21 protein-coding genes and 1 tRNA gene are annotated in these 25,466 nt (G+C 70.7%); 8 read left to right on the forward strand and 14 right to left on the reverse strand.

Annotation, left to right across the window (positions count from 1 at the left end):
* The first annotated feature begins 149 nt into the window (after nucleotides 1-149).
* Nucleotides 150-1,268: an ADP-ribosylglycohydrolase family protein gene (locus ACFW5B_RS03605; RefSeq protein WP_386432620.1), complete on the forward strand. Its 1,119-nt coding sequence runs from the start codon at nucleotides 150-152 to the stop codon at nucleotides 1,266-1,268.
* On the opposite strand, the gene ACFW5B_RS03610 is transcribed toward ACFW5B_RS03605, so the two are convergent.
* Nucleotides 1,253-2,053 (reverse strand): helix-turn-helix domain-containing protein, encoded by an 801-nt coding sequence (locus ACFW5B_RS03610; RefSeq protein ID WP_386432623.1) that lies wholly within the window; start codon nucleotides 2,051-2,053, stop codon nucleotides 1,253-1,255. The two genes, ACFW5B_RS03605 and ACFW5B_RS03610, sit on opposite strands and share 16 nt — an antisense overlap.
* Before the next feature lie 19 nt (nucleotides 2,054-2,072).
* Here ACFW5B_RS03610 and ACFW5B_RS03615 point away from each other — a divergent pair, with 19 nt between their 5' ends.
* Nucleotides 2,073-2,483, forward strand: coding sequence for a DUF4345 family protein (locus ACFW5B_RS03615; protein ID WP_386432626.1), 411 nt, complete (start codon nucleotides 2,073-2,075; stop codon nucleotides 2,481-2,483).
* A gap of 21 nt (nucleotides 2,484-2,504) precedes the next feature.
* Here the strand turns inward: ACFW5B_RS03615 and ACFW5B_RS03620 are convergent, their stop codons facing one another.
* Nucleotides 2,505-3,290, reverse strand: coding sequence for an SDR family oxidoreductase (locus ACFW5B_RS03620; RefSeq protein ID WP_386432629.1), 786 nt, complete (start codon nucleotides 3,288-3,290; stop codon nucleotides 2,505-2,507).
* Between the two features lie 220 nt (nucleotides 3,291-3,510).
* Nucleotides 3,511-4,746 (reverse strand): PLP-dependent aminotransferase family protein, encoded by a 1,236-nt coding sequence (locus ACFW5B_RS03625; RefSeq protein WP_386432632.1) that lies wholly within the window; start codon nucleotides 4,744-4,746, stop codon nucleotides 3,511-3,513.
* Between the two features lie 257 nt (nucleotides 4,747-5,003).
* Here ACFW5B_RS03625 and ACFW5B_RS03630 point away from each other — a divergent pair, with 257 nt between their 5' ends.
* Nucleotides 5,004-5,903: a hypothetical protein gene (locus tag ACFW5B_RS03630; protein ID WP_386432635.1), complete on the forward strand. Its 900-nt coding sequence runs from the start codon at nucleotides 5,004-5,006 to the stop codon at nucleotides 5,901-5,903.
* A gap of 127 nt (nucleotides 5,904-6,030) precedes the next feature.
* Here the strand turns inward: ACFW5B_RS03630 and ACFW5B_RS03635 are convergent, their stop codons facing one another.
* The 3 genes from ACFW5B_RS03635 to ACFW5B_RS03645 form a co-directional block, all read right to left on the reverse strand.
* On the reverse strand, nucleotides 6,031-6,240 hold the full coding sequence (locus tag ACFW5B_RS03635) for a DUF397 domain-containing protein (protein ID WP_386432638.1): 210 nt from the start codon (nucleotides 6,238-6,240) through the stop codon (nucleotides 6,031-6,033).
* Nucleotides 6,241-6,437: 197 nt separating this feature from the next.
* Nucleotides 6,438-7,304, reverse strand: a complete 867-nt coding sequence (locus ACFW5B_RS03640; protein ID WP_386432641.1) for a helix-turn-helix domain-containing protein — start codon at nucleotides 7,302-7,304, stop codon at nucleotides 6,438-6,440.
* Nucleotides 7,305-7,565: 261 nt separating this feature from the next.
* A complete protein-coding gene (locus ACFW5B_RS03645; RefSeq protein WP_386432644.1) occupies nucleotides 7,566-8,327 on the reverse strand; it encodes a GPP34 family phosphoprotein in 762 nt (253 codons plus the stop codon).
* A gap of 223 nt (nucleotides 8,328-8,550) precedes the next feature.
* Between ACFW5B_RS03645 and ACFW5B_RS03650 the strand changes: the two genes are divergently transcribed.
* Nucleotides 8,551-11,559 (forward strand): D-alanyl-D-alanine carboxypeptidase, encoded by a 3,009-nt coding sequence (locus tag ACFW5B_RS03650; protein WP_386432647.1) that lies wholly within the window; start codon nucleotides 8,551-8,553, stop codon nucleotides 11,557-11,559.
* Between the two features lie 197 nt (nucleotides 11,560-11,756).
* Nucleotides 11,757-13,190, forward strand: a complete 1,434-nt coding sequence (locus ACFW5B_RS03655) for a glycosyltransferase family 39 protein (protein ID WP_386433222.1) — start codon at nucleotides 11,757-11,759, stop codon at nucleotides 13,188-13,190.
* 131 nt (nucleotides 13,191-13,321) lie between these two features.
* Here ACFW5B_RS03655 and ACFW5B_RS03660 read toward each other — a convergent pair whose 3' ends face one another.
* Nucleotides 13,322-13,711: an ADP-ribosylation/crystallin J1 gene (locus ACFW5B_RS03660; protein ID WP_386432650.1), complete on the reverse strand. Its 390-nt coding sequence runs from the start codon at nucleotides 13,709-13,711 to the stop codon at nucleotides 13,322-13,324.
* A gap of 331 nt (nucleotides 13,712-14,042) precedes the next feature.
* Here ACFW5B_RS03660 and ACFW5B_RS03665 point away from each other — a divergent pair, with 331 nt between their 5' ends.
* On the forward strand, nucleotides 14,043-14,879 hold the full coding sequence (locus ACFW5B_RS03665) for an isocitrate lyase/phosphoenolpyruvate mutase family protein (RefSeq protein WP_386432653.1): 837 nt from the start codon (nucleotides 14,043-14,045) through the stop codon (nucleotides 14,877-14,879).
* A gap of 239 nt (nucleotides 14,880-15,118) precedes the next feature.
* Here ACFW5B_RS03665 and ACFW5B_RS03670 read toward each other — a convergent pair whose 3' ends face one another.
* Together ACFW5B_RS03670 and recQ are read right to left on the reverse strand one after the other, a co-directional pair.
* Complete coding sequence (locus tag ACFW5B_RS03670; protein WP_386432656.1) at nucleotides 15,119-15,403, reverse strand: hypothetical protein; 285 nt, start codon at nucleotides 15,401-15,403, stop codon at nucleotides 15,119-15,121.
* Between the two features lie 188 nt (nucleotides 15,404-15,591).
* Nucleotides 15,592-17,661, reverse strand: coding sequence for a DNA helicase RecQ (gene recQ, locus ACFW5B_RS03675; RefSeq protein WP_386432658.1), 2,070 nt, complete (start codon nucleotides 17,659-17,661; stop codon nucleotides 15,592-15,594).
* Between the two features lie 313 nt (nucleotides 17,662-17,974).
* Between recQ and ACFW5B_RS03680 the strand changes: the two genes are divergently transcribed.
* Nucleotides 17,975-18,316, forward strand: coding sequence for a hypothetical protein (locus ACFW5B_RS03680; protein WP_386432661.1), 342 nt, complete (start codon nucleotides 17,975-17,977; stop codon nucleotides 18,314-18,316).
* A gap of 659 nt (nucleotides 18,317-18,975) precedes the next feature.
* Here ACFW5B_RS03680 and ACFW5B_RS03685 read toward each other — a convergent pair.
* The 4 genes from ACFW5B_RS03685 to ACFW5B_RS03700 all read right to left on the reverse strand — a co-directional run bounded on the left by ACFW5B_RS03685 (nucleotide 18,976) and on the right by ACFW5B_RS03700 (nucleotide 23,275).
* Nucleotides 18,976-21,720: a KGGVGR-motif variant AAA ATPase gene (locus ACFW5B_RS03685; RefSeq protein ID WP_386432663.1), complete on the reverse strand. Its 2,745-nt coding sequence runs from the start codon at nucleotides 21,718-21,720 to the stop codon at nucleotides 18,976-18,978.
* 759 nt (nucleotides 21,721-22,479) lie between these two features.
* Nucleotides 22,480-22,555, reverse strand: a tRNA-Arg gene (locus ACFW5B_RS03690).
* A gap of 124 nt (nucleotides 22,556-22,679) precedes the next feature.
* Complete coding sequence (locus ACFW5B_RS03695; protein ID WP_386432666.1) at nucleotides 22,680-23,078, reverse strand: hypothetical protein; 399 nt, start codon at nucleotides 23,076-23,078, stop codon at nucleotides 22,680-22,682.
* Nucleotides 23,078-23,275: a hypothetical protein gene (locus tag ACFW5B_RS03700; protein ID WP_386433266.1), complete on the reverse strand. Its 198-nt coding sequence runs from the start codon at nucleotides 23,273-23,275 to the stop codon at nucleotides 23,078-23,080. Before ACFW5B_RS03700 ends, ACFW5B_RS03695 begins: the two co-directional genes overlap by 1 nt.
* Before the next feature lie 67 nt (nucleotides 23,276-23,342).
* On the opposite strand from ACFW5B_RS03700, the gene ACFW5B_RS03705 reads away from it, so the two are divergent.
* Complete coding sequence (locus ACFW5B_RS03705) at nucleotides 23,343-23,999, forward strand: TetR family transcriptional regulator (RefSeq protein ID WP_386432669.1); 657 nt, start codon at nucleotides 23,343-23,345, stop codon at nucleotides 23,997-23,999.
* A gap of 35 nt (nucleotides 24,000-24,034) precedes the next feature.
* Here ACFW5B_RS03705 and ACFW5B_RS03710 read toward each other — a convergent pair whose 3' ends face one another.
* A complete protein-coding gene (locus ACFW5B_RS03710) occupies nucleotides 24,035-25,282 on the reverse strand; it encodes a M6 family metalloprotease domain-containing protein (RefSeq protein WP_386432672.1) in 1,248 nt (415 codons plus the stop codon).
* Nucleotides 25,283-25,466: the final 184 nt, after the last annotated feature.

The raw sequence follows: 25,466 nt of genomic DNA on the forward strand, positions 1-25,466 counted from the left end.
TCGATTACAGTGCTGCGCCAGGGGCCCGGCAAGGCCCCGGAACGTAGTGAGCTTCAGGAGGGCGCAGTGAGCGAGCGCAGCGAGCGTGCCGTTCAGAGGTGCGCGCCGCGGGCAAGCCAGGGCCGGGCCGGGCGGAGCGGGGCCTCGGCATGAGCGCGGCGGGCGGCGGCACCCTCTGGGGCCGCGCGGAGCAGCAGGATTTCCGCAGCCGGGTGCGGGGCTGTCTGCTCGGCGGAGCCATCGGCGATGCGCTCGGCGCCGGTATCGAATTCGACTCGCTCGCCGCGATCCGTGAGGCGCACGGCCAGGAGGGCGTCACCGATCTGGTGCCCGCCTTCGGGCGGCGCGGTGCGGTCACCGACGACACCCAGATGACGCTGTTCACCGTGGACGGCCTGATCCGGGCGCAGGTGCGCCGCGACACCGGCGCCTGGCATCCGCCCACCGATGTCCACCGCGCCTATCTGCGCTGGGCCGTCACCCAGCGCGACTGGGGCCCGGACGAGCGCAGGGAGGACGACGGCTGGCTCGCCCGCCAGGAGTGGCTGTACTCCCGGCGGGCACCGGGCCGGGCCTGTCTGAGCGGTCTCGGCGACGAGGTGATGGGCACGCTCGACCACCCCAAGAACCCGGACTCGAAGGGCTGCGGCGCGGTGATGCGCTCCGCGCCGTTCGGGCTGCTGGTGGGCTGGGAGCCGCAGTTGGTCTTCCAGCTCGCCGTCGAGTGCGCGGCGCAGACGCACGGCCACCCCACCGGCTATCTGTCGGCCGGCGCGTTCGCCCTCATCAGCCATTCGCTGGCCCGCGGCGAGGACCTCGACGGCGCCGTCCAGAAGGCGCTGGCCCATCTGGCCACCCGCCCCGGCCACGAGGAGACCACCGACGCCCTCAAGCGCGCGCTCGGCGCCGTACGGCAGGGCATGCCGACGCCCGCCCGGGTGGAGTCGCTGGGCGAGGGCTGGACGGCCGAGGAGGCGCTGTCGATCGGCGTCTACTGCGCACTGGTCGCCGAGGACATCCGCCACGGCCTCCTGCTGGCCGTCAACCACAGCGGGGACAGCGATTCCACCGGCTCCCTCTGCGGCAACCTGCTGGGCGCCCAGCACGGCGAGACGGCGCTGCCGCCGGACTGGCTGGTCGAGCTGGAGGGCCGGGAGACGATCCTGCAGCTGGCCGACGACTTCTCGATGGAGATGACCCAGGGCGCCGCGCTGCACGGCCCGGCCGGCTCGTCGCCGGGCTGGCTCGCCCGTTACCCGCGGACGTAGGGCTGCCGCCAAGGCAGGGACTCAGCAGCCGCCCCGGCGCTCTCCCGCTCCTCGACGATGACGCAGCCGGCCCCCAGCACCCGGCTCGGCCGGACCCCGAAAGTGGCGTGGAAGGTGCTGCTCAGGTGGGACGGGCTGGCGAAGCCCGCCTCTGCGGCCGCCGCGGTCAGGGTGCCGAGGCCCCGCAGCGCCCGGCCGGCCCGCAGCATCCGTGCCCACATCCGGTAGCGGCGGAAGCTCGTCCCGGTCTCCGCGCGGAAGAGGTGCAGGAACCGGGACCGGGAGAGACCGGCCGCGGTCGCGTACTCCGTGGCGCCGTCCTGGAGGTGCGGCTCCCGCAGCAGCCGGCGTACGGCGGCGCGGATACGCGGGTCGATGTCGGGGCGCTCCGCCCGCTCCGGCGCCGCGCAGAGCCGGTGTACGAGGTCGAGCTCCGCCGCGCCGGAGACCGTCACCGGCTCCTCGCCCGCCCCCAGCGCCTCCCGGCAGGCGCGTTCGGCCGCCGAGCCCGGCTCGAAGTAGCAGAAGGTCATCCGGCCGACGTGCGCCTCGATCCGGTGCACCACCCGCGGACGTATCAGCGCACTCCGGGCGGTACGCCGCATACCGTCCGCCGCCGTCTCGACGGTGAACCCGTCCTCCTCGCCGACCGCGAGACACGTCACCGATCCGGAGTGCATGTCCAGCTCCAGGGACGGCCCGCTGTACAGCGCACGTCCGGCCCACAGACTCAGCCGGGCGCACGGCACCGGGCAGCACGTTCGTGAAAGCGCGTCATCGGCCATGCACGGCATCCTCGCCGGTATGCCCCTTCCTCAACCTCCGGCCACTACTTTCACCGTCGCCGCCGTGCGCGCCGCCTGCGCGCTCTTCTTCCTCGGCATGGGGCTGTACGGGCTGACCGCTCCCGCCCGTTTGGTCCGCCCCTTCGGCCTCGCGCTGAACGGGGCCACGGCACGTACCGAAGTGCGGGCCGTCTACGGCGGGTTCGGGGTGGCGACGGCCGCGGTGCTCGGCTGGACGGCCACCGGATCCGCTGACCCACTACGGCACGGCGCCGCGCTCGCGGTCGCCGTCGCGCTGCTGGGGATGGCCGGCGGCCGCCTCACGGCCCGCCTCGCCGAGGCACCGGGCTCCTGGTACCCGTCGTGGTGCTACTTCTGGGTGGAGGCGGCAGCGGGGAGCGCACTCCTGGCGACCGTCATGATGACCTGAATCCCGGGGCCGGCGGCCGGGCTACCGCATCAGCTCCCCCGCGTTGACCAGCAGCGACTGCCCCGTGATCGCACGGGCCCGGTCGGAGGCCAGAAAGACCACGGTCTCGGCCACATCCGCGTCCGTCGCCAGCTCGGGCAGCGCCATCCGCTCGGTGAGCCGGGCCAGCACCTCGGCCTCCGGGACGCCTTCACTCTGCGCCTGGAACCGTACGTACGCCTCCACCGGCGGGCCCCACATCCACCCCGGCTGCACGGTGTTGACCCGTATCCGGTCCGGCCCCAGCTCGCGCGCCAATGAGTACATCGCCGAAACCAGGCCGCCCTTGGACGCCGCATACGCTGCCTGCTGGACCTGTGACGGCGCGGCGACCGACGACTGGGTGCCGATCACCACCACCGAGCCGCCGCCGCGCGCCGTGAGCGACGGCAGACAGGCCCGGGTCATCCGCAGCGTGCCCAGAAGATTGACGTCCACGACCCGCTGCCAGGAGTCGAAGTCGGCATCCCGCAACCCCCCGAACAGCGAGTCCAGCGCGGCGACATGCACCACGGCATCGATCCCGCCGAACCGCTCCACGGCCAGCGCGGCCAGCGCCCCGCACTGCTCCTCGTCGCCGATATCGGTCACCCGCCAGGCCGTCCGCGCGCCCGAAGGGTCCAGCTGCGCCGCCGACTTGACGAGATTCGCCTCCGTACGGGCCCCCAACACCACCGAGGCACCCTCCCGCACGCAGGCCGCCGCGACCTGATGACCGAGCCCCGCTCCCACGCCCGAGATGACGACGGTCTTGTTCCGCAGCAGCATGTGTGCCTCCCCGTCGGCGCCCAACGCTCAACTGATGAGGCGTCAGGTTAGGGCCGGGGGGTGGGGAAGGCCAGAGCCGTTCACGAAGGGGACCGGGGGGCGCGCGGGCGCGGGACGCCCGGGGAGGGTCGTACGGGCGCGCCCCGCTCCATCGCGCCGAGCGCCCGAGAGCAGCCGTACGGACGCACCGCAGCGCGGCCGTGCGCAACGCGCCCTGCACTCAACCTTTCCGTACCGCTCCCGCCCCCACCCCCGCCAGCGCCTTCTCCAGCCTGCCGAGCCCCTCGCGGATCTCCTCCGGGGAGTGCGTCACGAACGACAGCCGGGCAGCCGTGGGGTCCGGTGGACCGGCGAAGAACGGCGCGCCCGGTACGTAGGCGACGTCATGCCGCACCACTTCGGGCAGCAGCGCCGTCGCGTCGTACGCCTCGGGCAGCGTCGCCCACACGAACATCCCGCCCTCCGGACGGTTCCACCGCGAGCCCTCGGGCAGCGCCACGGCCAGCCCGTCGACCAGCGCATCCCGCCGCTCACGGTAGGCGTCGCGCACCCGCCGCAGATGCGCGTCCAGGTCCGCGACCGCCAAGTAGCGTGCCGCCGCGGCCTGATCGACGGTCGAGGTGTGCAGATCGGCGGCCTGCTTGGCGATGACACAGGCGCGCCGCAGCGCGGCCGGCGCACGCAGCGAACCCAGCCGCAGACCGGGCGCCATCACCTTGGAGAACGAGCCGAGCAGCGCCGTACGGTCCTCGGCCCCCGGGAAGGTCGCGACCCACGGCACCGGCTCACCCTCGAAACGCAGCTCCCCGTACGGGTCGTCCTCGGCGATCCACAGCCCGCGCCGGGCGGCGACCTCGGCGACCGCGGCGCGGCGCTCGGCGGGCAGCGTACGGCCGGTCGGATTCTGGAAGGTCGGCACGACATAGAGCAGCTTGGGGCGCTCCCGTGCGGTGATCTCGTCCAGTGCGGCCGGGTCGATTCCCCCGTCGTCGGTCGGCACCGGCACCACCCGGGCGCCGGCGAAGGAGAAGATCTGCAGCGCCGCGAGGTAACAGGGGTCCTCGACCAGCACCACATCCCCCGGCTCCAGCAGGGCCGTGGCCAGCAGCGTCAGGCCCTGCTGGGAGCCGGTGGTCACCAGCAGGTCGTCGGCGTCGGTGGCCAGTCCGCGCGCGGTGGTACGCGCCGCGACGGCCGCGCGCAGCGCCGGATCGCCCTCGCTGGTGGAGTACTGGAGCGCCCGCCTCGGCTCCTCGGCCAGCACGTGCCGGAAGGCGTCCGCCAGCCCCGCCGTGTCGAACAGCTCGGGCGCCGGCAGCCCACCGGCGAACGAGATGACCTCGGCCCGCGCGGTGAGCGCCAGGATGTCACGCACCGGCGAACTCCCGGTCCGCGCCGCCCGAGAGGCAAGCCCGGGAACGGGGGCGGTGACACGGCCAGCTATCGCATCCGGCATGGCGACTCCCATCGCTCGCGTTCCGCGATTAACGACCGTTAGCCGCGAATGCCAGGCAGCTTAAGCCGCCGGTGGCGGAAGCGCAGGGGTGACCGCATGATGAGCCGGTGGAGTCCCCTGCGGGTCCCGTAGGGGGCCGGGCGGAAGGAGTGGCCCTTAGGGGGCGGGGGCGGCCCGCCCCTCGGCCGACCGCCACCCGCGACTCCTTCGCGCCCACCCCTCCCCATCTGACGGCTTGTCAGCTAGACCTGTCTGCCATGACCGCAGACAGCGAACGCACGCCAGAGGTCACCACCCCCGCGGCCACCACCGCGGCCCCCACGCCGGCCGCCGGGCCCGCCGCCTACGCCGAGCTGGCCGCCATCGGCCCCTACGGGGTGCACCCCGGGCACGCGCTGATCACCATGGTCGAACCGCACCCCGGCCATGAATACGCCTACAACCGCTGGTACGAGGACGACCACTACATCGCCGGCGCGATGGCGATGCCGTGGATCTTCGCGGGCCGCCGCTGGGTCGCCACACGCGAGCTGCAACTGCTGCGCCGCCCCGAGAAGTCCGCCGTCGCCCAGCCGGTCACGGCCGGCTGCTACCTCTCCACGTACTGGATCACCGCGGGCCGCTACGACGAGCACATGAAGTGGACCGTCGGCATCAACAAGCGCCTCAACCGGGACGGCCGGGTCTATCGGGACCGTACGCATGTCTTCACGGCCTTCCAGGAGCATCTGGCGACGGTCTACCGGGACGGCGCGGCGGGGCCCCGCGACTTCCATGCCCTGGACCACCCGTATGCCGGGCTGGTGCTGGAAGTGATCGACACGGACGGTCCGGAGCGCCGGGACGCGTTGCTGGAGTGGCTGTGCGCCCGGCATCTGCCGCGGCGACTGGCGGGTTCACCGGCCGCGATGGTCACGCTCTTCCGTCCGACGCCGCTGCCGGGGGACCGGATGCCGTACGTGCGGCAGGTCGAGGGCGTCGACACCCGGCTGACCCTGCTGTGGTTCCTCCAGTGGGACCCGCGCGACGGCTGGACCGGGCAGTTCGCCGGTCTGGAGGAGGAGGTCGCCAAGGCGGGGCTGGGGCGGGTGGAGCTGCTGGCGCCGTTCCTGCCGACCGTGCCGGGGACGGACCGGTATGTGTCCGAACTGCGCTGACGTACGGGGGCGGCGACGACTTTCGGCCTGCCCCGGGGGCGGCGGGCATGGCCGAGCCCCCTCGGCCGGGACGGCGATCCAGTCGAGAGGGCTCACTTCTGCGGAGTGCGGACGGTGACGGCTCAGGTCACGCCGCGTCGAACGTGCCACCGGCGACGTCCGACACAAAGTGGCGCCAGGAGGAGTTGTCGAACGTGAGGCGCGGACCGTCGGGGTCCTTGGAGTCCCGCACGGCGATGGCCGCGGCGGTCGGCACGGCGATTTCCACACAGGCGCCGTTACCACCGGAGTACGAGGACTTGGTCCAGGAGAATGCGGAATTGGGCTGCACGGCCATGTTCACTCCAGCTGACTCTGAGTTACCGCGGATTCGGTACGGACGACGCTACGCGCCAACATCACCAGCCGCAGGAGCCGTTCACCCGTACGAAGGGCATATTCCTTGATCTCTTTTCACCGGAGCGACGGCAGGTGTACCGTGCGATCCCGCTTCCCCGGAATCCCGGATTCCGCGCATTGACTCCCGAGTAGGTGTCAACTCATGGCATCGGCATGGGATTTGGCCGCACCGGCGATGAACTCCCGGCTGTGCTCCGCACTCAATGCCTGCGCACGCAAATGCTCGTACATGATCGTGTATTTGTGCACATCGTTGGTCTTCTCCAGATAGAGGTCACTGGTGACGCCCTCGATGTACACCACGCTGGAATCGGCGGCATCGTCGAATTCCAGGATGGAGAACGTTCCCGACATTCCGGCGTGTGCGCCGGTGTCGTACGGGAGAACCTGCACCGTCACATGCGGCAATTGACTCATCTCGACGAGATGGTCCAGTTGTTCGCGCATGATCAGATGGCTGCCGACCACCCGCCGCAGCGCGCTCTCGTCCAGCACCACCCACAGCCGCAAGGGCCGCTCGGGGTCGGTGACCCGCTCCTGGCGGCGCATCCGCACCTGGATGCGCTTCTCCAGATGGTCGGGCGCGAGTTCGGGGACCGTGCCGGGAATGACCGCCTCGGCGTAGCCGGGGGTCTGGAGCAGACCGGGCACCAGCAGGGACTCGTAGATCCGCAGCGAGGCCGCCTCGGTCTCCAGGCCGATGTAGACGCTGTAGGGGATGTCGCCGAAGGCGTGCCACCAACCCTGCTGGCGCGAATCCTTGGCCATCTGCATCAGTGAATCCACAATGCGGTGGTCCTCGACCTCGTAGACCCCGCACAGATCGCGGACATCGCGCTGACTGATGCTGCGGCGGCCGTTTTCCAGTCTGCTGATCTTCGACTGGGAGACCAGCAACCGCTCGGCCACCTCTTCCGCCGTCATGCCTTTGAGCTCACGGAGCCTTCGTAGCTCCTGGCCCAATCGGCGTCGCCTGACGGTCGGATTGACATTGGACGCCACGGGACGTGCACCTCCGGCTCCGTGCTGCTGTCGTTTCCTGTTCAGCAGACTGCCACTCCGAGGTGACGCCGCGCAGTGAAATGCACACAGAAGGCGAGCGGGCGTGTGCGCGGGGTGGCGGGCCGGCCGTCGGCCGGACGGTCGGCTCCGCCACCCCGCGCGTGGTGCTGCGGCTCCCGTACGGGACTTCGGGGACGGGTGGTGCGAGCGGTACGGGTGCTGCGCTGGGTGGTGCGCGAGGTCGTACGGCGGGCTATCGCGTCAGCGTGCGCCCACCCGGGCCATCCGGCCGTGGCCGTGCCGCGACGGGACCGGCGCGCCGGCCGGGTCCGCCGTGGCCCGTGCGGCCGGTTGCCGGACGGCTCCCGCGCCCGCCGCCTGCTGCCGCCGGGGCTGGGCCCCGACACCGTTCTGCACATCCATGACGGCGTGTGCGACCAGTCCGCCCATCGGGTCGTGCCGGATCAGATCCCGGAGACGGGAGCGCGATGAACGCCCTTCGTTCCCTGGATACAGATGCTTGCCGAGCCCGACCGCATGGGCCAGCGCGGCGAGCGCGGCGGTCCGCGGGTCCGGGGGTACGCCGGTGCGGATCGCGTTGTCCAGCCGGGCCCTGATTTCCCGGCTGATGGCCGTCTCCGTCGCCTGGTAGCGCGTCGTCGGCAGTACCCCGCACATCTGGCCCGCCACGGCATGCACCATGCCGCACCGTTCGAGATGCGTGAGGTAGGTCTGGCGCAGCCCCAGCCGGGGCCCGCCGATCCAGTGGACCGCGCGCACCGGACTGCCGCGTCGGCGCAGCAGTTCGAGCGCGGAGTCCAGAGTTGGATCTCCTGTCGGCCGTGCCATCACCACGGCGATACGATCCCCGTCTGGGGCTATCCGTCCTGCCAGAGCCAGCTCTACTAGCTGGGCCCCGGCCAGGCCGAGGTCGAGCGACTGCGGCTGCGCTGTGGTTCCCGTCGTCGGGTCCAAAGCGAGCAGCAGAAGCTCCTCCGGAATTGTTCTGCGGCTCCTGCCCATCCATGCCTCCCCGCGTGGATGAATGACAGGGTGACCCCTCTCACATTCATCTGTCGAGAGTGCGTGGGGGGTTCGGTATGGAACCGGTAGGTATGTCGTTCTCGTCTTGCACGTCGGCGACATCTTTCTGAGGGGTGCGGCACCTACCGGTACGCGTGGCGGCGAGATGGGGCTACGTGGACACAGGACACTTGGGAACACTGGGCCAGCAGCAGTGGGACGTATGAAGGAGACATCGGTGGCGGGCGAGTCCCCCGACAAGTCGGACAAGAAGCAGTCGTCGGGGAAGACGGCGCGGAGTGAACGTGATCCGCGGCTGTCGGCCTTCCGCGGGGAGCCGGACGAATCGGCTGAGGGATCGGCGAAGCAGCCGGCAAAGCAGCCGGCGAAGGAATCGGTGAAGGATTCGGGTTCCGGGAAGGATTCGAAGCCGGAGCCGGAGCCGGAGCCGGAGTCCGGGACGGAGTCCCCGGCAGACGCGGCTTCCGGGGCCGCGTCGGGGTCCGGGAGCGGGTCGGGGTCCGAACGCGCGTCTGAGGGGCCTCAGGGGCCCGAGGAGGGCGGTGAGGCCGCCGAGGGTGGCGACGACCGCCTGCGCGCCGCTGTGGCCGCCTGGGTCGCGAACGAGGACGCCGAGGGCGGCGAGGATGCCGAGGTGTCCGGGGATGCCGACGAGGAGGCCGGCCTGAACGCTGACGGGGGTGCGGACAAGGGCGCTGAGGACGCTGCCGCAAAGCCGGAAGCAAAGCCGGAAGCAAAGCCGGAAGCAAAGTCGGACGCAAAGCCTGCCGCGAAGTCGGTGAAGGCCGACGCGACCGGTAAGGGGCAGGGCAAGGGCAAGAAGGGTGAGCCTGCCGCGAAGTCCGGGGCCGGGGGCAAGTCCGGGAGCAAGTCCGCGTCCGCGCCCGCGTCCAAGGTTGAGTCCGCGTCCGAGGCCGAGTCCGCCTCGCGGTCCACGGTGACTGAAGTTGTCGACCAGCCGACCGCCGTGTTCAAGACGGTCGGGCCGCAGAAGGGCAAGTCCGTTGGGACCGCCGGTGCGGCGAGTGAGGGCAATGGTGACGGCAAGGGCGGTGCGGCGGCGGAGGCCGACGAGCCGGAGGTCGATAACGCGACCCGAGTCTTTGCCTTTGCGAAGTTGAAGGGGAAGGAGGGTGAGGCCGAGGCCGTCGATCAGGCGACCACGGCGTTCAAGATCTCCCCGCCCGCCAAGGACAAGGACGGCGACGCGGCCAAGGGCAAGGCCGAGGACAAGGGCAAGGGCAAGGCCGAGGACAAGCCCGAGGCTGAGTCCAAGAGCGACGACAAGTCCGCGGGCAAGGACGAGCCCGAGGACAAGGCCGATGCCAAGAAGGACGGCGAGAAGGACGGCGCCGAGGCCAAGCCCGGCGCCGAGACCAAAGCCGATGCCAAGAAGGACGGCGACGAGGACGGCAAGAAGGACGCCAAGGGCGACGCCGGGAAGGACGCCGGGAAGCCCGCCGACAAGGGCGCCAAGGGCGAGGCCAAAGCTACGAAGGCCGCCGAGCGGGACTCGGAGCGGACCAGCCAGTTCGTCGCGCTGAAGTCGGCGGACGACGGCACGGCCGGTAAGTCGCTGGGCAAGACGGCGCCGAAGACGCCCGCCCGTACGCCGGACAAGGCCGCGGACAAGGCATCCGAGAAGCCCGCCGACAAGACGGCCGACAAGACGGCCGACAAGACGGCCGACAAGGCGCCGGGCAAGGCCGCCGACAAGACGGCGGACAAGGCCGCCGCCAAGCCGGCCGGCAAGGCGGCGAACGACGCGCCGCCGGCCGCCAAGCCCGTCGGCCCGGCAGCCTCGCCCAAGTCCGCGGACCGGCCGGGTGCGATGCCGCCCGCCGCCACGGCTGCCGCCCCCGCCGAGCTGCCCGAGACCGAGCACACCAAGCAGCAGCCGCTGCCGCCGCTCGACCTCCTGGCGCAGCTCACCAACACCCCGCCGCCGCCCGAGACCACACTGCGTACGGTCGTCCGCCGGTTCAAGATCTGGACCCCGCTCGCCGCGCTGCTGGCGGTCATCTTCGTGGTCGCCCAGGCGGTCCGGCCGCTGCCCGCCCCGGCGCTCGTCCTCGGCGACGCCGGGTCCTCGTTCACCTTCGGGGGCGGCAAGCTCTCCCTCCCGTGGCCCGAGCACGGGCAGGCGGCGGTCAAGGTCGTGGGCTCCGGTGACCTGGGAACGTTCGGCGAGCAGAAGCCGGTGCCGACCGCGAGCGTCGCCAAGATCATGACGGCCTACGTCATCCTCACGGAGCACCCGCTCAAGAAGGATGAAAAGGGCCCGCAGATCAGGGTCGACGGCAAGGCGGTGGCCGAGGGCGGCTCCACCGACGAGTCGCGGATCGAGGGGCTCAAGGCGGGGCAGAAGTTCAGTCAGCAGGACATGCTGAAGATGCTGATGATCCCGTCCGGCAACAACATCGCCCGGCTGCTGGCCCGTTGGGACACCCAGTCCGCCAACGAGGGGGCGTTCGTCAAGAAGATGAACGACGCCGCCAAGGACCTGGGCATGAAGAACACCACCTACACCGACCCCAGCGGCCTGGACCCCAAGACCGTGAGCACCGCCGTCGACCAGCTCAAGCTGGCCGAGGCCGTCATGAAGTTCGACGCCTTCCGCCCGGTGGTCGCCATGCCCAACGCCGAGATCGAGGGCCTGCCGGAGCGGATCAACAACAACAACGATGATCTGCTGCTGGCGGGGCTGAGCATCAAGGGCATCAAGACCGGCTCCAGTACGGCGGCCGGCGGCACGCTGTCCTGGGCGGCCTACAAGACGGTGGACGGCAAGGACCGGCTGATCCTCGGCACGATGATGGACCAACACTTCAAGGGCCTGGACCCCAACGCCTCCAACAGCCTCACCATGGTCAAGAACAACAGCAAGAAGGTCATCGAAGCGGCACGCGACGCGCTGACCTCGGCCACAGCGGTGAAGAAGGGGCAGGTCGTCGGGTACGTCGATGACGGCCTGGGCGGGCTGACGCCGGTCATCGCCACCAAGGACCTGAAGGCGGTCGGAGCGCCGGGCCAGAAGCTGCAGCTGAGCATCGGCGCCGACGGCAAGGCCGTCCCGCACGAAGCGAAGGCCGGCACCGAGGTCGGTGTGCTGACGGTCGGCAACGGGGAGACCGCGCAGAAGGTGCCGGTGGCCCTGAAGCAGGACCTCGTCGAGCCGGCCTTCGGGGCGAAGCTGGTCCGGATCGGCTAGCAGTGGGGCAGGGGCTCCGGTCGTCAGGCCGGAGCCCCTGGCTTTTGGCCCGGGCCGCGCGGCCCGGACCGGGGGTTCGTCTCTGTCCGTCCCGTACGTGACCGGAGCCCGTCATCGACGTAGCGCAAGCGCAGAAGACGTACGCGTCCCCCGTCGCCGCCCGTGGTAGCCGGGCGGCGCAGGGCGCGGTGGTGCTGATGCCCGCGGGGCTGATGCTGCTCCTGGGGGCGTGGGGAATCCGCCGGCAGGACGCCATATGGCGGGATGAGGCGGTCACCTACGACATGGCGCACCGCAGCCTGGCCGACCTGTGGCCCACGCTGCTGCATGTCGATGTCGTGCACGGCCTGTACTACGCGCTGATGCATCTCTGGTTCGCCGGCTACGACGCCACCCTCCGCGGCGCTTTCGGCGACGCGGTCGGGCTGCGGCTGCCGTCCGTGGCCGCGATGACGGTCGCCGCCGCCGGGGTCGCGCTGCTGGGGCAGCGGCTGGCCGGCCGGCGGGCGGGGCTGCCGGCGGGCCTCACCTTCGCGCTGATCCCGCTCGTCCAGCAGTACGCGCAGGAGGGCCGCTCGTACGCGATGGTCTGCGCGCTGGTCGTGTGGGCCACGTATGTGCTGGTGTGCGCCGCGGCCCGTCCGCGCCGGGTGCTGTGGCTCGGCTATACGGCGCTGATGCTGGGCGCCTGTCTGCTGCACGAATTCGCGGCGCTGGCGCTGCCCGCGCACGGCGCCGCGGTGGTCCTGGCGCGGCTGCCCCGCCCCGTACGGCGCGCCTGGCTGCTCGCCTCGGCCGCCGTCCTCGCCGGTCTGGCCCCGCTCGCGGTGTTCAGCACCCGGCAGTCCGCACAGATCAGCTGGCTCATGTGGCCGGACCCCCTCCAACTGCTGACGTTCGCGGTGCTCGCCGCCCTCGGCATCGCCGCCGCCCGCGTCCCGATCCGCTCCCGCGGCCCCATCGGGCTACGCGCCCTCGCCGTCCCCCTGCTGCTCCTGCCCACCCTCCTGCTGCTCCTCCTCTCCCACGTCGAACCGGCCTACGTGGACCGCTATGTCCTCTACTACGTGGTCGGGTTCGCGCTGCTCGCGGGCGGCGCGCTGACGCGGCTGCTGCGGCCGGCCGGCGAGCGGGGCCGGTCCCGGGGCCGCCGGCTGCGCCGGGCGGCGGCGGTGGCGCTGCTGTTGGCGGCGCTGGTGCCGGTCGATGTCCATCTGCGCAGCCCGGACAGCCGGGTCGATGACGTCACCGCGATCGCGCACGCCGTACGCGCGGTGGCCGGGCCCGGCGACGGGCTGCTGTTCATGCCGTCCCGGCGGCGGATCTGGCGGGCTACCCTGCCGCACGAGTTCCGCGGGCTGCACGATCTCGCGCTGGCCGGCAGCCCGTTGGCCTCGCACACCCTTTACGGCACCGAGCGCTCCGGCGATGCGATCCGCGACCGGATGCTGGCCGCCCGACGGATCGTCGTCGCCGGCGACCCGGACGGCCAGCCGGCCGACGACAGCGACCAGGAAATCGCCAAGCGGTCCACACTGCGCGCCGCATTCGAGATCTGCCGCAGCCGGGAGGTACGGGGGGCGCGGATCACGGTGTATGGGCGGCGGGGGGAGTGCGGTGGGAGGAGGTAGCGGGCTGCTCTTGCGTAAGGAGGCGGCGTGGCCGGGGATGGCCGGCCGTCCGGTCGTCCGGTGGGCTTGTGGGTGTTGCGGGTGCCGCGGTTGTCGGTGCGCCCGGTCGTGGTGGGCGGGGGCGTGCCCGGTCAGTCCCCCTGAGGCGGGTGGAAGCTGCGGACCAGCTCGATGCGCCCGACGATGTGCCGGTTGAACTCCGTCAGCTCCTCGGCGGGCACCCATAGTTCGAGGATCGTCTCGCCCCCCGCCTGCCGCACCGGATAGCGCTTGGCGAAGTCCGCCTCGACCTCGAAGCGGGTGACATGGCCGACGCCGGAGGCCGGCACATTCCAGTCGCGGGCGATCCGTATCGCGTAGTCCTCGTTCAGCACGGGATAGAAGATCGGCTGGTCGGGCAGCCGCGGCGGCCAGGCCCGCCAGCCGGAGGCCTCGACCAGAGCGAGCTCCTCGGGGCCGGTGGGACGCCAGAGGGCAAGGGTGGCGGGCGCGGTCCCGTCCCTGGGCTGTATCTCGGTCATGCTCGTACGGTACGAGGCGGGGGAGGGCGGGCGCGCGGGGATTACGGAGGAGGGCCACGGGCCGTCGGGCGGGGCGGGAGGAGCGGGGTTACGGACGTAGGCCCGGGCGGCAATACGGGAGCCGAGGCCACGGGCCCGCTCAGAGCCGGTCCGTAACAGCGGAGCCGGAGGCGCCGGCGGAGCCGGAGGGGCACAGGCCGGGCGATGTGCCCGCTTTCGAGGGGTGGGCGGGCGGTGGCGCACGGTGGCTGTACGCCGGAGTGGTCATCACTCCGGCGTCCGCCGCGAGTCTTCGACACCTACCGAAGGGACTCCGGCCTACGGTGCCCATATGAGTAGCTCCCCGGAGTACGCCACCTTCCACTTCCACGCGCTGCACCACGCGGATCAGCCGCTGCTGCTGCCCAACGCCTGGGACGTCATCTCGGCCGTCGCACTCGCCGGGGCCGGATACGCGGCAGTCGGCACCACGAGCCTGGGCGTCGCCGCGGCCCACGGCTATCCGGACGGGCGCGCGCTCGCCGAGGCACGGGACGCCACGGTGGCGCTGGCGCTGCGGCTCAACGGCCGGCTCTCCTGCCCCTACACGGTCGACGTGGAGGGCGGATTCGGCGGTGACGCCGGTCAAGTGGGGGATCTGGCCGCCGAGTTGGCGGAGGCCGGGGCGGCCGGCCTGAACCTGGAGGACGGGCTGCCGGGCGGCGAGGGGCTGCAGGATCCGGTGCGTCAGGCCGAATTGATCAGCACGGTGAAGGAGCGGGCGCCGGGGCTGTTCCTCAACGCCCGGATCGACACCCACTGGCTCGTGGACAGCCCGCCGCCCCTCTCGGTCACGCTCTCGCGCGCGCAGACGTACCTGGCCGCGGGCGCGGACGGCGTCTTCGTACCGGGCGTCGTCGCCGACGAGGAGATCTCGACCCTGGTCGCCGAGGTCCCCGCCCCGCTCAACATCCTCTTCGCTCCCGGACGGCACACCGTCAGCCGTCTGGCGGAGCTCGGCGTACGCCGCATCAGCACCGGCTCGCTGCTCTTCCGGACCGCCCTCCAGGCCACGCTCACGGCGGCGGACGCCATCCGCACGGGTCGGCAGCCGGCGGAGGCCGCCGGGTTGGGCGGCCAGGTGCTGGGCTATGACGAGGTGCAGCGGCTGCTGGCGGAGGAGGAGTAGGAGCAGCGATGCCGGGGCGGTCGGGAGCCCGCCTGGTTTCGGGGCCGGGGCGAAGAGCGGCGCCGGGCCCGCGGTCGGGGCCCCGGCCGGGGGCGGCCTCAGGGTTGAGCCCGCCGTCGGACCCGGGTCCGCCGTCCGCGTGGCCGAGTGAGCCATCGGCTCGGGGCTCGGTGTCCGGGCCGTCGAGGCCGTCGAGGCCGACCGGCCATCGTGCCCGCTGGGCCTGCTGGCGTACGGGCTCAGGCCTGCCGGCCGCGGCCGTCCTGTCGGCGACGGTGCACGGCGAGGGCCGTACCGGCCACGCCCAGCACCCCCACGCCACCGAGCAGCCCCGCCTTGGGCAGCTGGCCGGCCTTCTCCGCCAGTCCGGCCAGCCCGTTGTCGGGCAGCATGATCGAGGTCCGGCTCTCCGAGGGGCCGGTGGAGTCGGCGGCGAAGGCGGCTCCCGCGGGGAGCAGCAGCACGGCCAGCGCACCGGTTGCGACGGTGGCGGTACGGATCATGGTGCGGCGCTGGGCCCGCATGGGTACTCCTCGTCGGGGGCGGCTCGGGCCGCCGTAGGGATGCGATCGGAGTCAGCACGCTACGGAGCGTGCTTAACGGCGACCCATCCGTTGTGTAACAGTCACCGGGATCTCTGCGCTCGGTTCTGTGAAGGAACGCCCGCCCAAGACGGGCCGAAGCCGTCCAATTCCCACCGCCGCAGCCGCCCTCACCAGTCGATGTCATCCGGCGGCTCCGGCAGCTCCTCATCATCGGGCTCCGGAACGGCGTGACGCTCCGCTGCCGGTGCCCCCGTAGCGCCCATGGCTGCCGCCCCGGCCGCGGTGCCCGTGGCACCCGACGCCCCCGCCCCGGCCGCCGCGGAGCCGTCGGCGCCGGCGGCTTCAGCCCCGCCCTGCGCCTCCGTCTCCCGTCCGGCGAGCACATCCAGGATCTGCTCGCCGTACTTCGCGAGCTTGTTCTCGCCGACTCCGCTGACCGTGCCCAGTTCGGCCATCGCCGTCGGCGCGAGCGTGGCGATCTCCCGCAGCGTCGCATCGTGGAAGATCACATACGCGGGCACGCCCTGCTCCTTGGCCGTACGGGCCCGCCAGCCGCGCAGCGCCTCGAAGACCGGCAGCGCCGCCTCCGGCAGATCGGCCGGCACCGCACGCTTGCCCTTCGCCTTCGCCCTGGCCTGCCGCGCCGCCTTCTCCGGCTCCCGCCGCATCGGCACCTCGCGCCGGCCGCCCAGCACCTCACCGCTCGTCTCCGTGAGCACCAGCGTGCCGTAATCACCCTCGACGGCGAGCAGCCCCTGCGCCAGCAACTGCCGTACGACGCCCCGCCATTCGGCCTCCCGGAGGTCGTCCCCCACCCCGAAGACGCTCAGCCCGTCATGATCGAACTGGATGACCTTGGCGGTCTTCTTCCCCAGCAGGATGTCGATGATCTGGCCCGCGCCGAACTTCTGACCGCGCTCACGCTGCAGCCGTACGACCGTCGACAGCAGCTTCTGCGCGGCGACCGTGCCGTCCCAGGTCTGCGGCGGGGCCAGACAGGTGTCGCAGTTCCCGCATGCGCTGCTCTCCTGCCCGAAGTAGGCCAGCAGCCGCACCCGCCGGCACTGCACCGTCTCGCACAGCGCCAGCATCGCGTCGAGATGGGCCGACAGCCGCCGCCGGTGCGCCTCGTCGCCCTCCGACCCGTCGATCATCTTCCGCTGCTGCACCACGTCCTGCAGCCCGTACGCCAGCCAGGCCGTCGACGGCTGCCCGTCCCGCCCGGCGCGCCCCGTCTCCTGGTAGTAGCCCTCCACGGACTTCGGCAGATCCAGGTGGGCCACGAACCGGACGTCCGGCTTGTCGATGCCCATCCCGAACGCGATCGTGGCGACCACGACCAGCCCGTCCTCACGCAGGAACCGGGCCTGGTTCTCGGCACGCGTCCGCGGATCGAGCCCCGCGTGATACGGCACCGCCGCGATGCCGTTGTCCACCAGGAACTGCGCGGTCTTCTCCACCGACGCCCGCGACAGGCAGTAGACGATCCCCGCGTCCCCCGCGTGCTCGTTGCGCAGCAGGTCCAGCAGCTGCTTCTTCGGCTCGCTCTTCGCCGCGATCCGGTACTGGATGTTGGGCCGGTCGAAGCTCGCCACGAAATGCCGGGCGTCGGCCATCCGCAGCCGGGAGCTGATCTCGTGGTGCGTGGCCTCGGTCGCGGTGGCGGTCAGCGCGATCCGCGGCACCTCGGGCCAGCGCTCGTGCAGCATCGACAGGGCCAGGTAGTCCGGCCGGAAGTCATGGCCCCACTGGGCGACACAGTGCGCCTCGTCGATCGCGAAGAGCGAGACCTTCCCGCGGTCGAGCAGATTCAGTGTCTGCTCGACCCGCAGCCGCTCGGGCGCCAGATACAGCAGGTCCAGCTCCCCGGCCAGGAACTCGGCCTCGACGAGCCGCCGCTCCTCCAGATCCTGCGTCGAATTCAGGAACCCGGCCCGCACACCGAGCGCCCGCAAGGCATCGACCTGGTCCTGCATCAACGCGATCAGCGGGGAGATCACCACCCCCACACCGCTTCTGACCAGCGAGGGAATCTGATAGCACAGCGACTTGCCGCCACCGGTCGGCATCAGGACGACCGCGTCCCCGCCCCCTATGACGTGTTCGATGATCTCCTGCTGACTGCCGCGGAACGCGTCATACCCGAACACCCGGCGCAGCACCTGCACCGCCTCGCTTGCGTCCGAAGCGCCTTCCACATCCATGTCCACGACCACTTCCACGTCCGCCAGAGCCATTCCGAAAGCCTACGAGTTCCGCGGGGGTCCCCGTCGACCCTGTGGATAACTCGCCCCCTCCGCGACCGTCCAGCAGGAGACATCACCAAGCTGCTCGAATGCGAGCCGAGAACGTCCCAGAGGCCGTGACGCAAACCCGCCGTCCGCCAGGCGGGCTGCCACCGACACCGCTCTAAGCACCCGGCTCCCCGTCTCACCGGCCGACGCCCGCGCGCCCTCCAGCGCCCGGATTGCACGGATCAGACGTCCTCCGATGGGAGGCACTTATCCGTACCGGCAGTGCCCGGCCCCCTCCGCAGTTAACCTCCCCGGCATGGGGACCTTCGCCGAGGAAGCGCGGACGCGGCTGGCGAATCTGCTGCGCATGGCAGGTGACAGTGCGCGCGACCGCGAACAGATCATCGCCTACGTGGCGGCCACCCCCGACCCGCCGCCGCTGGGCCCGCGCGGCATCGTGACGTCCGGATGCCCACAGTGCCACGCCACGATGTGGGGCCAGCGCGACTCGGACGGCCGTCCCATCTCCGTCTGCTCCCGCTGCGGCTGCGTCAAGGAGAGCGACCACGGAGGGCTGCCCTCACTGCCACGCACCGATGGCGCGCCGTCGGGCGGCATCCCCGGCCGCTCGCCTCATCCGGGCCATGGATCGGGCTGACTCGGTGCGGCGGGGCTGCCAGAATGCCCCGTGTGGTTACGGATGCGGAGTGGGAGCGGATCCGCGGGAATCTCCGCTTCGGACAGGTCTTCCGGGGCACTGTCCTGAAGGTGCCCAGCCCCGGAGCGATCGGGATCTTCGTGGACATCGGTGTGGGAGTGGGCGGCTTCGTCGACGTTCTGCTGTTGCCGGCGCAGGCCGAACGCTGGCCCGCCGAGGGCACTGTCACGGATTTCGAGATCTGGTGGGCGGACAGCCGCCAACAGGTCCGGCTGAAGCCGTCCGATCCGCAGTACCTGCGGAAGGACTTCGCAGACTTCACCGCGTGCGTCAGACCCACCTGGCTCTCTGACATCGGCCGTCCAGTTTTCGATGGCGGGCGGCCGCTGTGGAGGAGCCCGCCTGGCCACCTGGCCACTCGACCGGCAGGGGCACCGCGAGCATCAGCACCGGCCCCAGCACCAACCAACCCTGCAACCAGGCGGGTTTGCCCCGGCACGGAGCCAGGCCGGCGGAGTGCTCGCCGGTGAAGAGCGTGCCCCGCAACGGACTCCGGGGAGCGCAAGGCCCCGTTCGAAGGAACGAGGGGCCTTGGAAGTGCTCTTACCTGCTATGCCGTCGGTGTCTCCGGCAGGATTCGAACCTGCGACACCTGGAATTCACCTCCGCCACAGCACCTTTGCCCGCCGCTCACTGCCGAATCCCAGTCCATGGCGGTAGATCTCGGCTACCCAGTAGCGGCCGTCGTTGCCCCGGGCGAAGACCCCAGACTCCACGAGGAAGTCCGCTTCATTCAGCTCAAGCCCCACTTCCTCCAGCCAGAAAGGCACGGTTACCGGCTGGCGCACTTGCTGAAGCCGGCTCAACAGTTCCCCGATCTCCTGGCTCTCATCCTGAATCGCGCTAATTTTGATCTTGCTGCAGGCGAGCAGCGCTTTGCGCATGGCACTCGGCACCAGCACGCGGTCATCCCACGTCGTCTGGGGAATGGATTGACGCGCCGCCTCTGCCAGGAACACCACCACGTCTCTGGCTTGCACTTGGTCCTTGAAGTCTCCGAGCGCCGCGGGAACCCAAAGATGGGAGCGCGCTTCTTTGGACTTCTCCGTTCCCATCTTCCACCCCCACACCGGGGTGAGGGATTCCACCAGTGCGTCATAGGACTGCTCGGCGATCTCGGACTCCGCCGAGGCCGTGGGCAGCGCGTCGGCATGAGCCGTGACCCACAGCGCTAGCCGCAGTGCTTCCTCTTTGTCCCAGCGCAGAGCATACGGTTCGTACCGGGCGAGGAGTTGCTCGCTGTTTTGTCGAACCGCCCGCTTCACCAGGTCTCGTCGCACGAAGACGACCAGCCCGAGCGGGTGCCCCCGCAGTGACCTCAGCCAAGCGAGCACGTCGATGAGAAGTACGCGCAACGCCGTTCGCTTGACCTCGCTGTCAAGCGATTGAAGCAGGTCCTCGAGCCCGTCCATGACGAATACCGCCCGAGCCCGCTTGCCGAGTTCTGTCAGCGCGGTTTCCGTAGTGACACCGGCGGACGGCGACATTCCTGCCGCGACGGCCAAACACTCAAGCCACAGCTGCCGCCACCCAAGTTCGTCCTGCGCGTCGAGAGTCGAAAGACCCTTTCTGAGCTTGTCCTTAATCTCCTGGGAGGTTCCGGCCGCGCCTGATGCCCCACTGTGGTGGGCGGCGAAGGCGTCTCGGAGGTCCTGAGTGGTCAGGTCGCCGTCCTCGAGGTTGTCTGACTCCAGCACCGGCACCACAGGCAGGCCCAGCCGTACGTCCTCGATGCCGGATTGCTCGGCGAACTCGTCCCACGTCCGGGCTGCGCATGCCTTTGCATACATGAAGGTCTTGCCGGCCCCCTTGGCGCCTACGACGAGGGCCAGGGGCGGTTCCGTACGGTGGTCTCCCAGCAGCCTGCGCAGCGGATCGGTCACCAGGAAGCCGCTAGCCGACGACATGCCTTCCCGCTCGGCGTAGATGAGGGGTTGCGCGGTGTCCGCGAGGCGTTTGCGCAGTGTCGTGTAGTCCACAGCCGTCTGCGGCCCGCCCGCCTCCGACGGCGACGGCCGGATTGGGGTCGGCACGATCGACCCCAAGGCATCGCCCACTTTGCAGCTGTCCAGTACGCGGAGTACGGCGCTCCAAGAGGAAGGGAGAGCGAGCAGCTCCTCCCGAAAAGGGCTGAGCAAGGGTTGTGACAGGACATCGAAGTCCACTTCACCGGTGTCGTCAGGATCGGGTTCCGCTGTCCCGCCCGGGTGCCTGAGAGACGAAAACAGTGCGTTCCTCAGCTCGTTCTGTGCCTGTTCCGCCTGGGTCTCGTGAACGTCCTGCCGGTACTGCGTGATGATCACGGCGCTGGCCGGGTCAATGCCTTGCAAGGCTGGTGCCCGGTTTCCCAGCTGTCTCAACAACGTCTTGGTGCCGGCGAGGGACTGATGGCTGAGAGTGGTGACGAAGACCCTTTGGACGCGGGGGTCGAGCAATACGGGTGCCGACAGTTCTGAGGCGCCGGCCCGTAGATCTACCACGACCGTGTCCGCGCCGGCGCTGGCTGCGAGCGCTGCCAGTGCCTCGCTCAGGAAGTAGGGTGAGCGTCCTGGTGAGGCCAGGTCCGCCGGCTCGATGCGCGGTGGGCCCAGCTGCGGCCGCCTGCTGGCCGGGACTACGGTTACACGCCCCCCGCTGGAGTACCGGCCGACTTGTTGGTTCGGCAGATACGCGGAGGCGATGTCCACCGCCTCCGACCAGCTGCCGTCCTCGGATCCCTGAAGCAGGGCCAGCATGTCCTCGTAGCAGAAGTCGAGTTGTCCGCCTTGGGCTCTATGCATCCACGTAATTCCTGGGGCCTCAAGGTCGGCATCGACCAGCAGGACACTGCCACCGCGGCGGGCTACGGCATCGGCCATGGCGACCGCGTGCACGGTGCGCCCGACTCCCCCTTTGAACGAGTGAAACGCCACCAGTTGTACGTCGGCGTGGAAACGCGCGTTGGCGGGACGCTCCAGGGGTTGTGCCAGCTGAGCTGTGATGTGCTTCTCGCGCAACAGCGGGACGCGGCGCGGCTGGTCGGCGTTCTCCGGCTCGGGGCTCAGGATGACAGGCGTGCCTTTGAACGCAGTCGTGCGCGGGTCGTCCAGCCCGAGCATGATCGTGCCGTCACGCCATTCGGTCGAGCCTGCTCCGAACGCCTCGTCCAGCCACCGCTTGGCTTCCTCGGCCTCCGTACCACTGGAAACGATCAGCTCCAGGCCGTCCCACCAGCCGTCCGCCGCGCGCAGCCACTCGGGCCACCGGCCCGCAGTTGCCAGGAGCGCGAGATGCTCGTCGACATCCACCCACGTGAACAGGTGCTCTGGGGGCGTCGGCCCTTCCAGATCGATCAGTTCAGCCATGGTTTCGTACCCTCCTAGCCTTAGTCCCTTTCGCTCCATGTGATCAGAGCGCGGAGGGCTTCCTGAGCTTCCTTCTCGTCCGCCGCGTCAAGCGTCGCACCATAGCGCCATGCCTGATGCAGATCAGCCAGAGCGATGGAGCCGCGCGCTGGCACACGCAATCGGCAGCTCTGGAGCCGTTCGAGACGCGCGCCCAGGGCACGGGGCAGTCGAAGGTCCTTGGCCAGCTTGCGGAGGTCGTGAGTGGGCTCCAAAGCTGCGGTGTCACGGTGTCCCTGCCGGATGAGGAGTCTTTCCTTCAGCCCACACTCAGCAGCGTAGAACAGTAAGAGCCCGACTGTGGCTACATCGCCCAGCGCCCCACTTGCTCCCACCGATTCCGCTGAGTCCCGAAGCTCCGTCCGCCTTTTTCGGAGCGCCTTGGCCCCCACCTGAAGCACCATGGCAACATCGTCTCATCGCAGTCCAACTGGCCGCTTCAGTACGGCAGATGTGGTGTGAGCGCGAGAGGCCGGGCCTGGCTGAGTCACTAAGGTTGGGCGTGTGCGCGAACGGCTGGATCGGGAGTCGCCGAGTCGTGACTGCCCCTCCACGCGACCCATCGAGTCGTGCGAGGAGATCTGCCTCCCTCCGACCCTGGAGGTGTCGTTCCGGCGTCCGCCAGGGGGATCCGCTCACGCAAACGGCCCCGGACGTGGAGTCCGGAGCCGAATAGGACGCCTTCTTCCGGGGAAACCCCCAGTTCAGCGGCTTGCTGCATGGTGCCCCCGGCAGGATTCGAACCTGCGACACCCGCTTTAGGAGAGCGGTGCTCTATCCCCTGAGCTACGGAGGCCTGGGATCAGACCTCTGACAGCGTAGCCGATGCGTTCGCTGGAGATTGCTTGTGTGGGGGATCAGGGGCGTGGGCGTGGCCTGGCGGTGGGCCGACTGGGGGTGTGGGGGCCCGGGTTCGGGGGTCAGCCGCCGATGTGCCAGCTCACTGTGCCGTCCGTGGTGACGAGGAGGGCGAGGAGGAGGAGGTCGGCGGCGCCGAGGGCGATGCCGAGGAGGGCTCGGCCGCGGCGGGTGGTGCCGCGGGCCAGGGCCAGGCCGCCGAGGACCAGGGCGCAGGGGCCGAGGAGGAGGTTGAGGACCAGGGTGCCGAGCAGGCCGAGGATGAAGGAGGCCACGGCCATGCCGTCCGCGTGGGCGCGGAGGCGGGAGGCGGCCGGGCCGGTGGCGGGTCCGGCCGCCTCAGTCGTCTCGGCCGCCTCGGTGGGCCCGGCCGGCTCGGCCGACTGGGTGGGCTCGGTCGACCCGGTGGGCTTGGCCGGCGTCGTGGAAGAGGTCCGCAGGGTTTCGCTGAGCGTGGTCATCAGGAGGTCACCTCGTCGTCGTGGTGGCGTTCGCGGAGGAAGAAGACGAGCAGCCAGCCGGCGATGACGGTGGCCGCGATGAGGGTGACCGGGACGGGGAGGTGTGCCGCCGTGCCCAGCAGGATCCCCATCAGGAGGAGGGCTGCGACGAGGAAGAGCATGATCTTCCTTTCCGATTCCAGAGGACAGTTGTTCACTCAGTTCCTTCAGTCTACGACTGTCACCGGGTGGAGTTGTTCAGAGAACGGTTGTTTACTGGATGACATGAGTCACAGTCTTGGAGTCCGGCAGGCCCAGAAACAGAAGACCCGTCAGGCATTGCTCGATGCGGCGCTCGGGCTGCTGGAGGAGCAGAGCCTGAGCAGCCTGGGGCTGCGGGAGGTCACGCGGGTGGTGGGGATCGCCCCGACCGCGTTCTACCGGCACTTCAAGGACATGGGTGAGCTGGGCGTGGCCCTGGTGGAGGAGGCGCTGGGGAGCCTGCATGTGATGGTGCGGGCGATCCTTGCCGAGCAGGACGGGGCCGAGGAGCGGATCGACCGCACGGTCGCGGTCGTGCGGCAGCATGTGCGTCACCATCCGCTGCACATCCGGTTCGTGGCGCGCGAGCGGCACGGTGGCGTGCGGGACGTGCGGCTGGCCATCGCGGGTGAGCTGGACCGGTTCGCGGAGGAGGTCGGGGCGGCGCTCAAGTCCCAGCCGGTGTCGGAGGGCTGGCGCGATGACGAGGTGCGGATGCTGGCCGAGCTGTATGTGGACCGGCTGGTGACGACGGCCGCGGCGCTGCTCGATGCCGAGGCGGACGGTGCGGAAGGGGCGGCCGAGGAGGTCGTACGGGTGGCGCGGCGTCAGCTGCGGCTGATCAGCATCGGGCGGCGGCACTGGCGGGAGGAGGGCAGGGGGGAAGAGGGAGGGGAGTAGGCAGGGGGCGGGCAGGTCTTATGGGGCCGAGGGGGCTATGTGCGGGCCGGGGTGACCCGTACGCGGTAGGTGCCGTCCGGGTTCTCCGTCAGGACGGTGACGGCCGCGCCGGTGGTGCGGTCCGTATAGGTGTCGCCGGGGCGGAAGGTGGCGTCGGTCAGCTCCGGGTCGACGTATTTGTTGCCGCGGTAGCAGCCGTCGCTGTGCGGGGTGGCGTCCACGATGCGGAGCGGGCCGCGGCCCGAGGGGACGTGGGTGGCGACGCGGTAGATGAGGATGCCGGGGCGGCAGACCGTCGGGTCCAGGGCGCTGCGGGTGCGGGCCTCGGCCACCAGGGCGGTGTGGGGCGAGGTCGGGATGACGACGATCTTGGTTCCGCCCTCGGTGGCGATCGGGGTGAGAGTGTGTTCGCCGGGGGTCCCGTTGCGTGGGGCGCAGTGCACCTGACCTGCGGAGAGCCAGCCGAGTTTCCACTTGTGCCAGCCGACGAAGTCATTGCTCGGCCCCCAGTCCTCGTCCATCGGGTCCCAGTGCCCTACGGGGGGCGGGGCGGCGCGGCCGTCCGTGAAGTAGAGGTCGGGCAGGCCGAAGCTGTGGGCGTTCTCGTGGTTGAGGACGCGGAAGGCGCTCGCCCCGGTTTGCCGGCTCCAGATGAATGACGCGTTCCGGAACGGCACCCCGTCGTCCGTCTTCAGCCCCATGTCGCCGCCGCTGAAGGTGACCGAGAGGACCGTACGGGTGGCGGGCGGCCCCGCGTTGGGGGTGGCGATGATGTTGATGACGTCGTAGTCGCGGAAGTCGACGAGCGGGTCGACGGCGCGTACGACCTCGCGGGAGAGCGCGTGGTAGCCGCCGTCCGAGGCCGGGTCGAAGCCGGCGCCGCGCTGGATGCCGTACGTCGCGAGCGGCCGTGACATGCGGATCCACCGGAGCAGCGGTCTGGGCCGGTAGGTCAGCCTGCCGTACGAGCTGGTGCGGAAGTAGTCCGTCGCGGCCGGGAAGAATTCGGCGAAGCGGGCGCGGGGGGACATCGTGGCGCGGGCGTCCGGGAAATCGACGAAGAGGGTCAGCGCCTCCACGGTGCCGGACGAGCGGGAGAAACCAGCCGGGGTCTCGGCGGATTCGGCGACATCGTCGCTGATGCCGCGCAGCGCGCACGGGCCGCTCGGCGCGGCGCCGGGCACCGAGGGTATGGCCACGGCGCTGGGCGGTGAGCCCAGGGCTATCGCCGCGGCGGCGGTGGCCGCGCCGGCGGCCAGGACCGCGGAGACCTTGTGCTTCATATCGATCACCTTGGGTCGGCGGGTGATCGCTCGCGCGCCGGGTTACATCAAGTGGAGTCATGCCGGGGCCGGATGGGTCGGAGCCGGGTGGGCCGGGGCTGGACGGGTTGGGGCGGGCAGGGGCGCCGGGGTGGCGTGGTCGGGCACCGTGCTGAGGGGAGGGGCGTGGCCCGGCGGACGAGGG

The organism is Streptomyces sp. NPDC058773 (assembly GCF_042746015.1).
GTDB lineage: Bacteria > Actinomycetota > Actinomycetes > Streptomycetales > Streptomycetaceae > Streptomyces.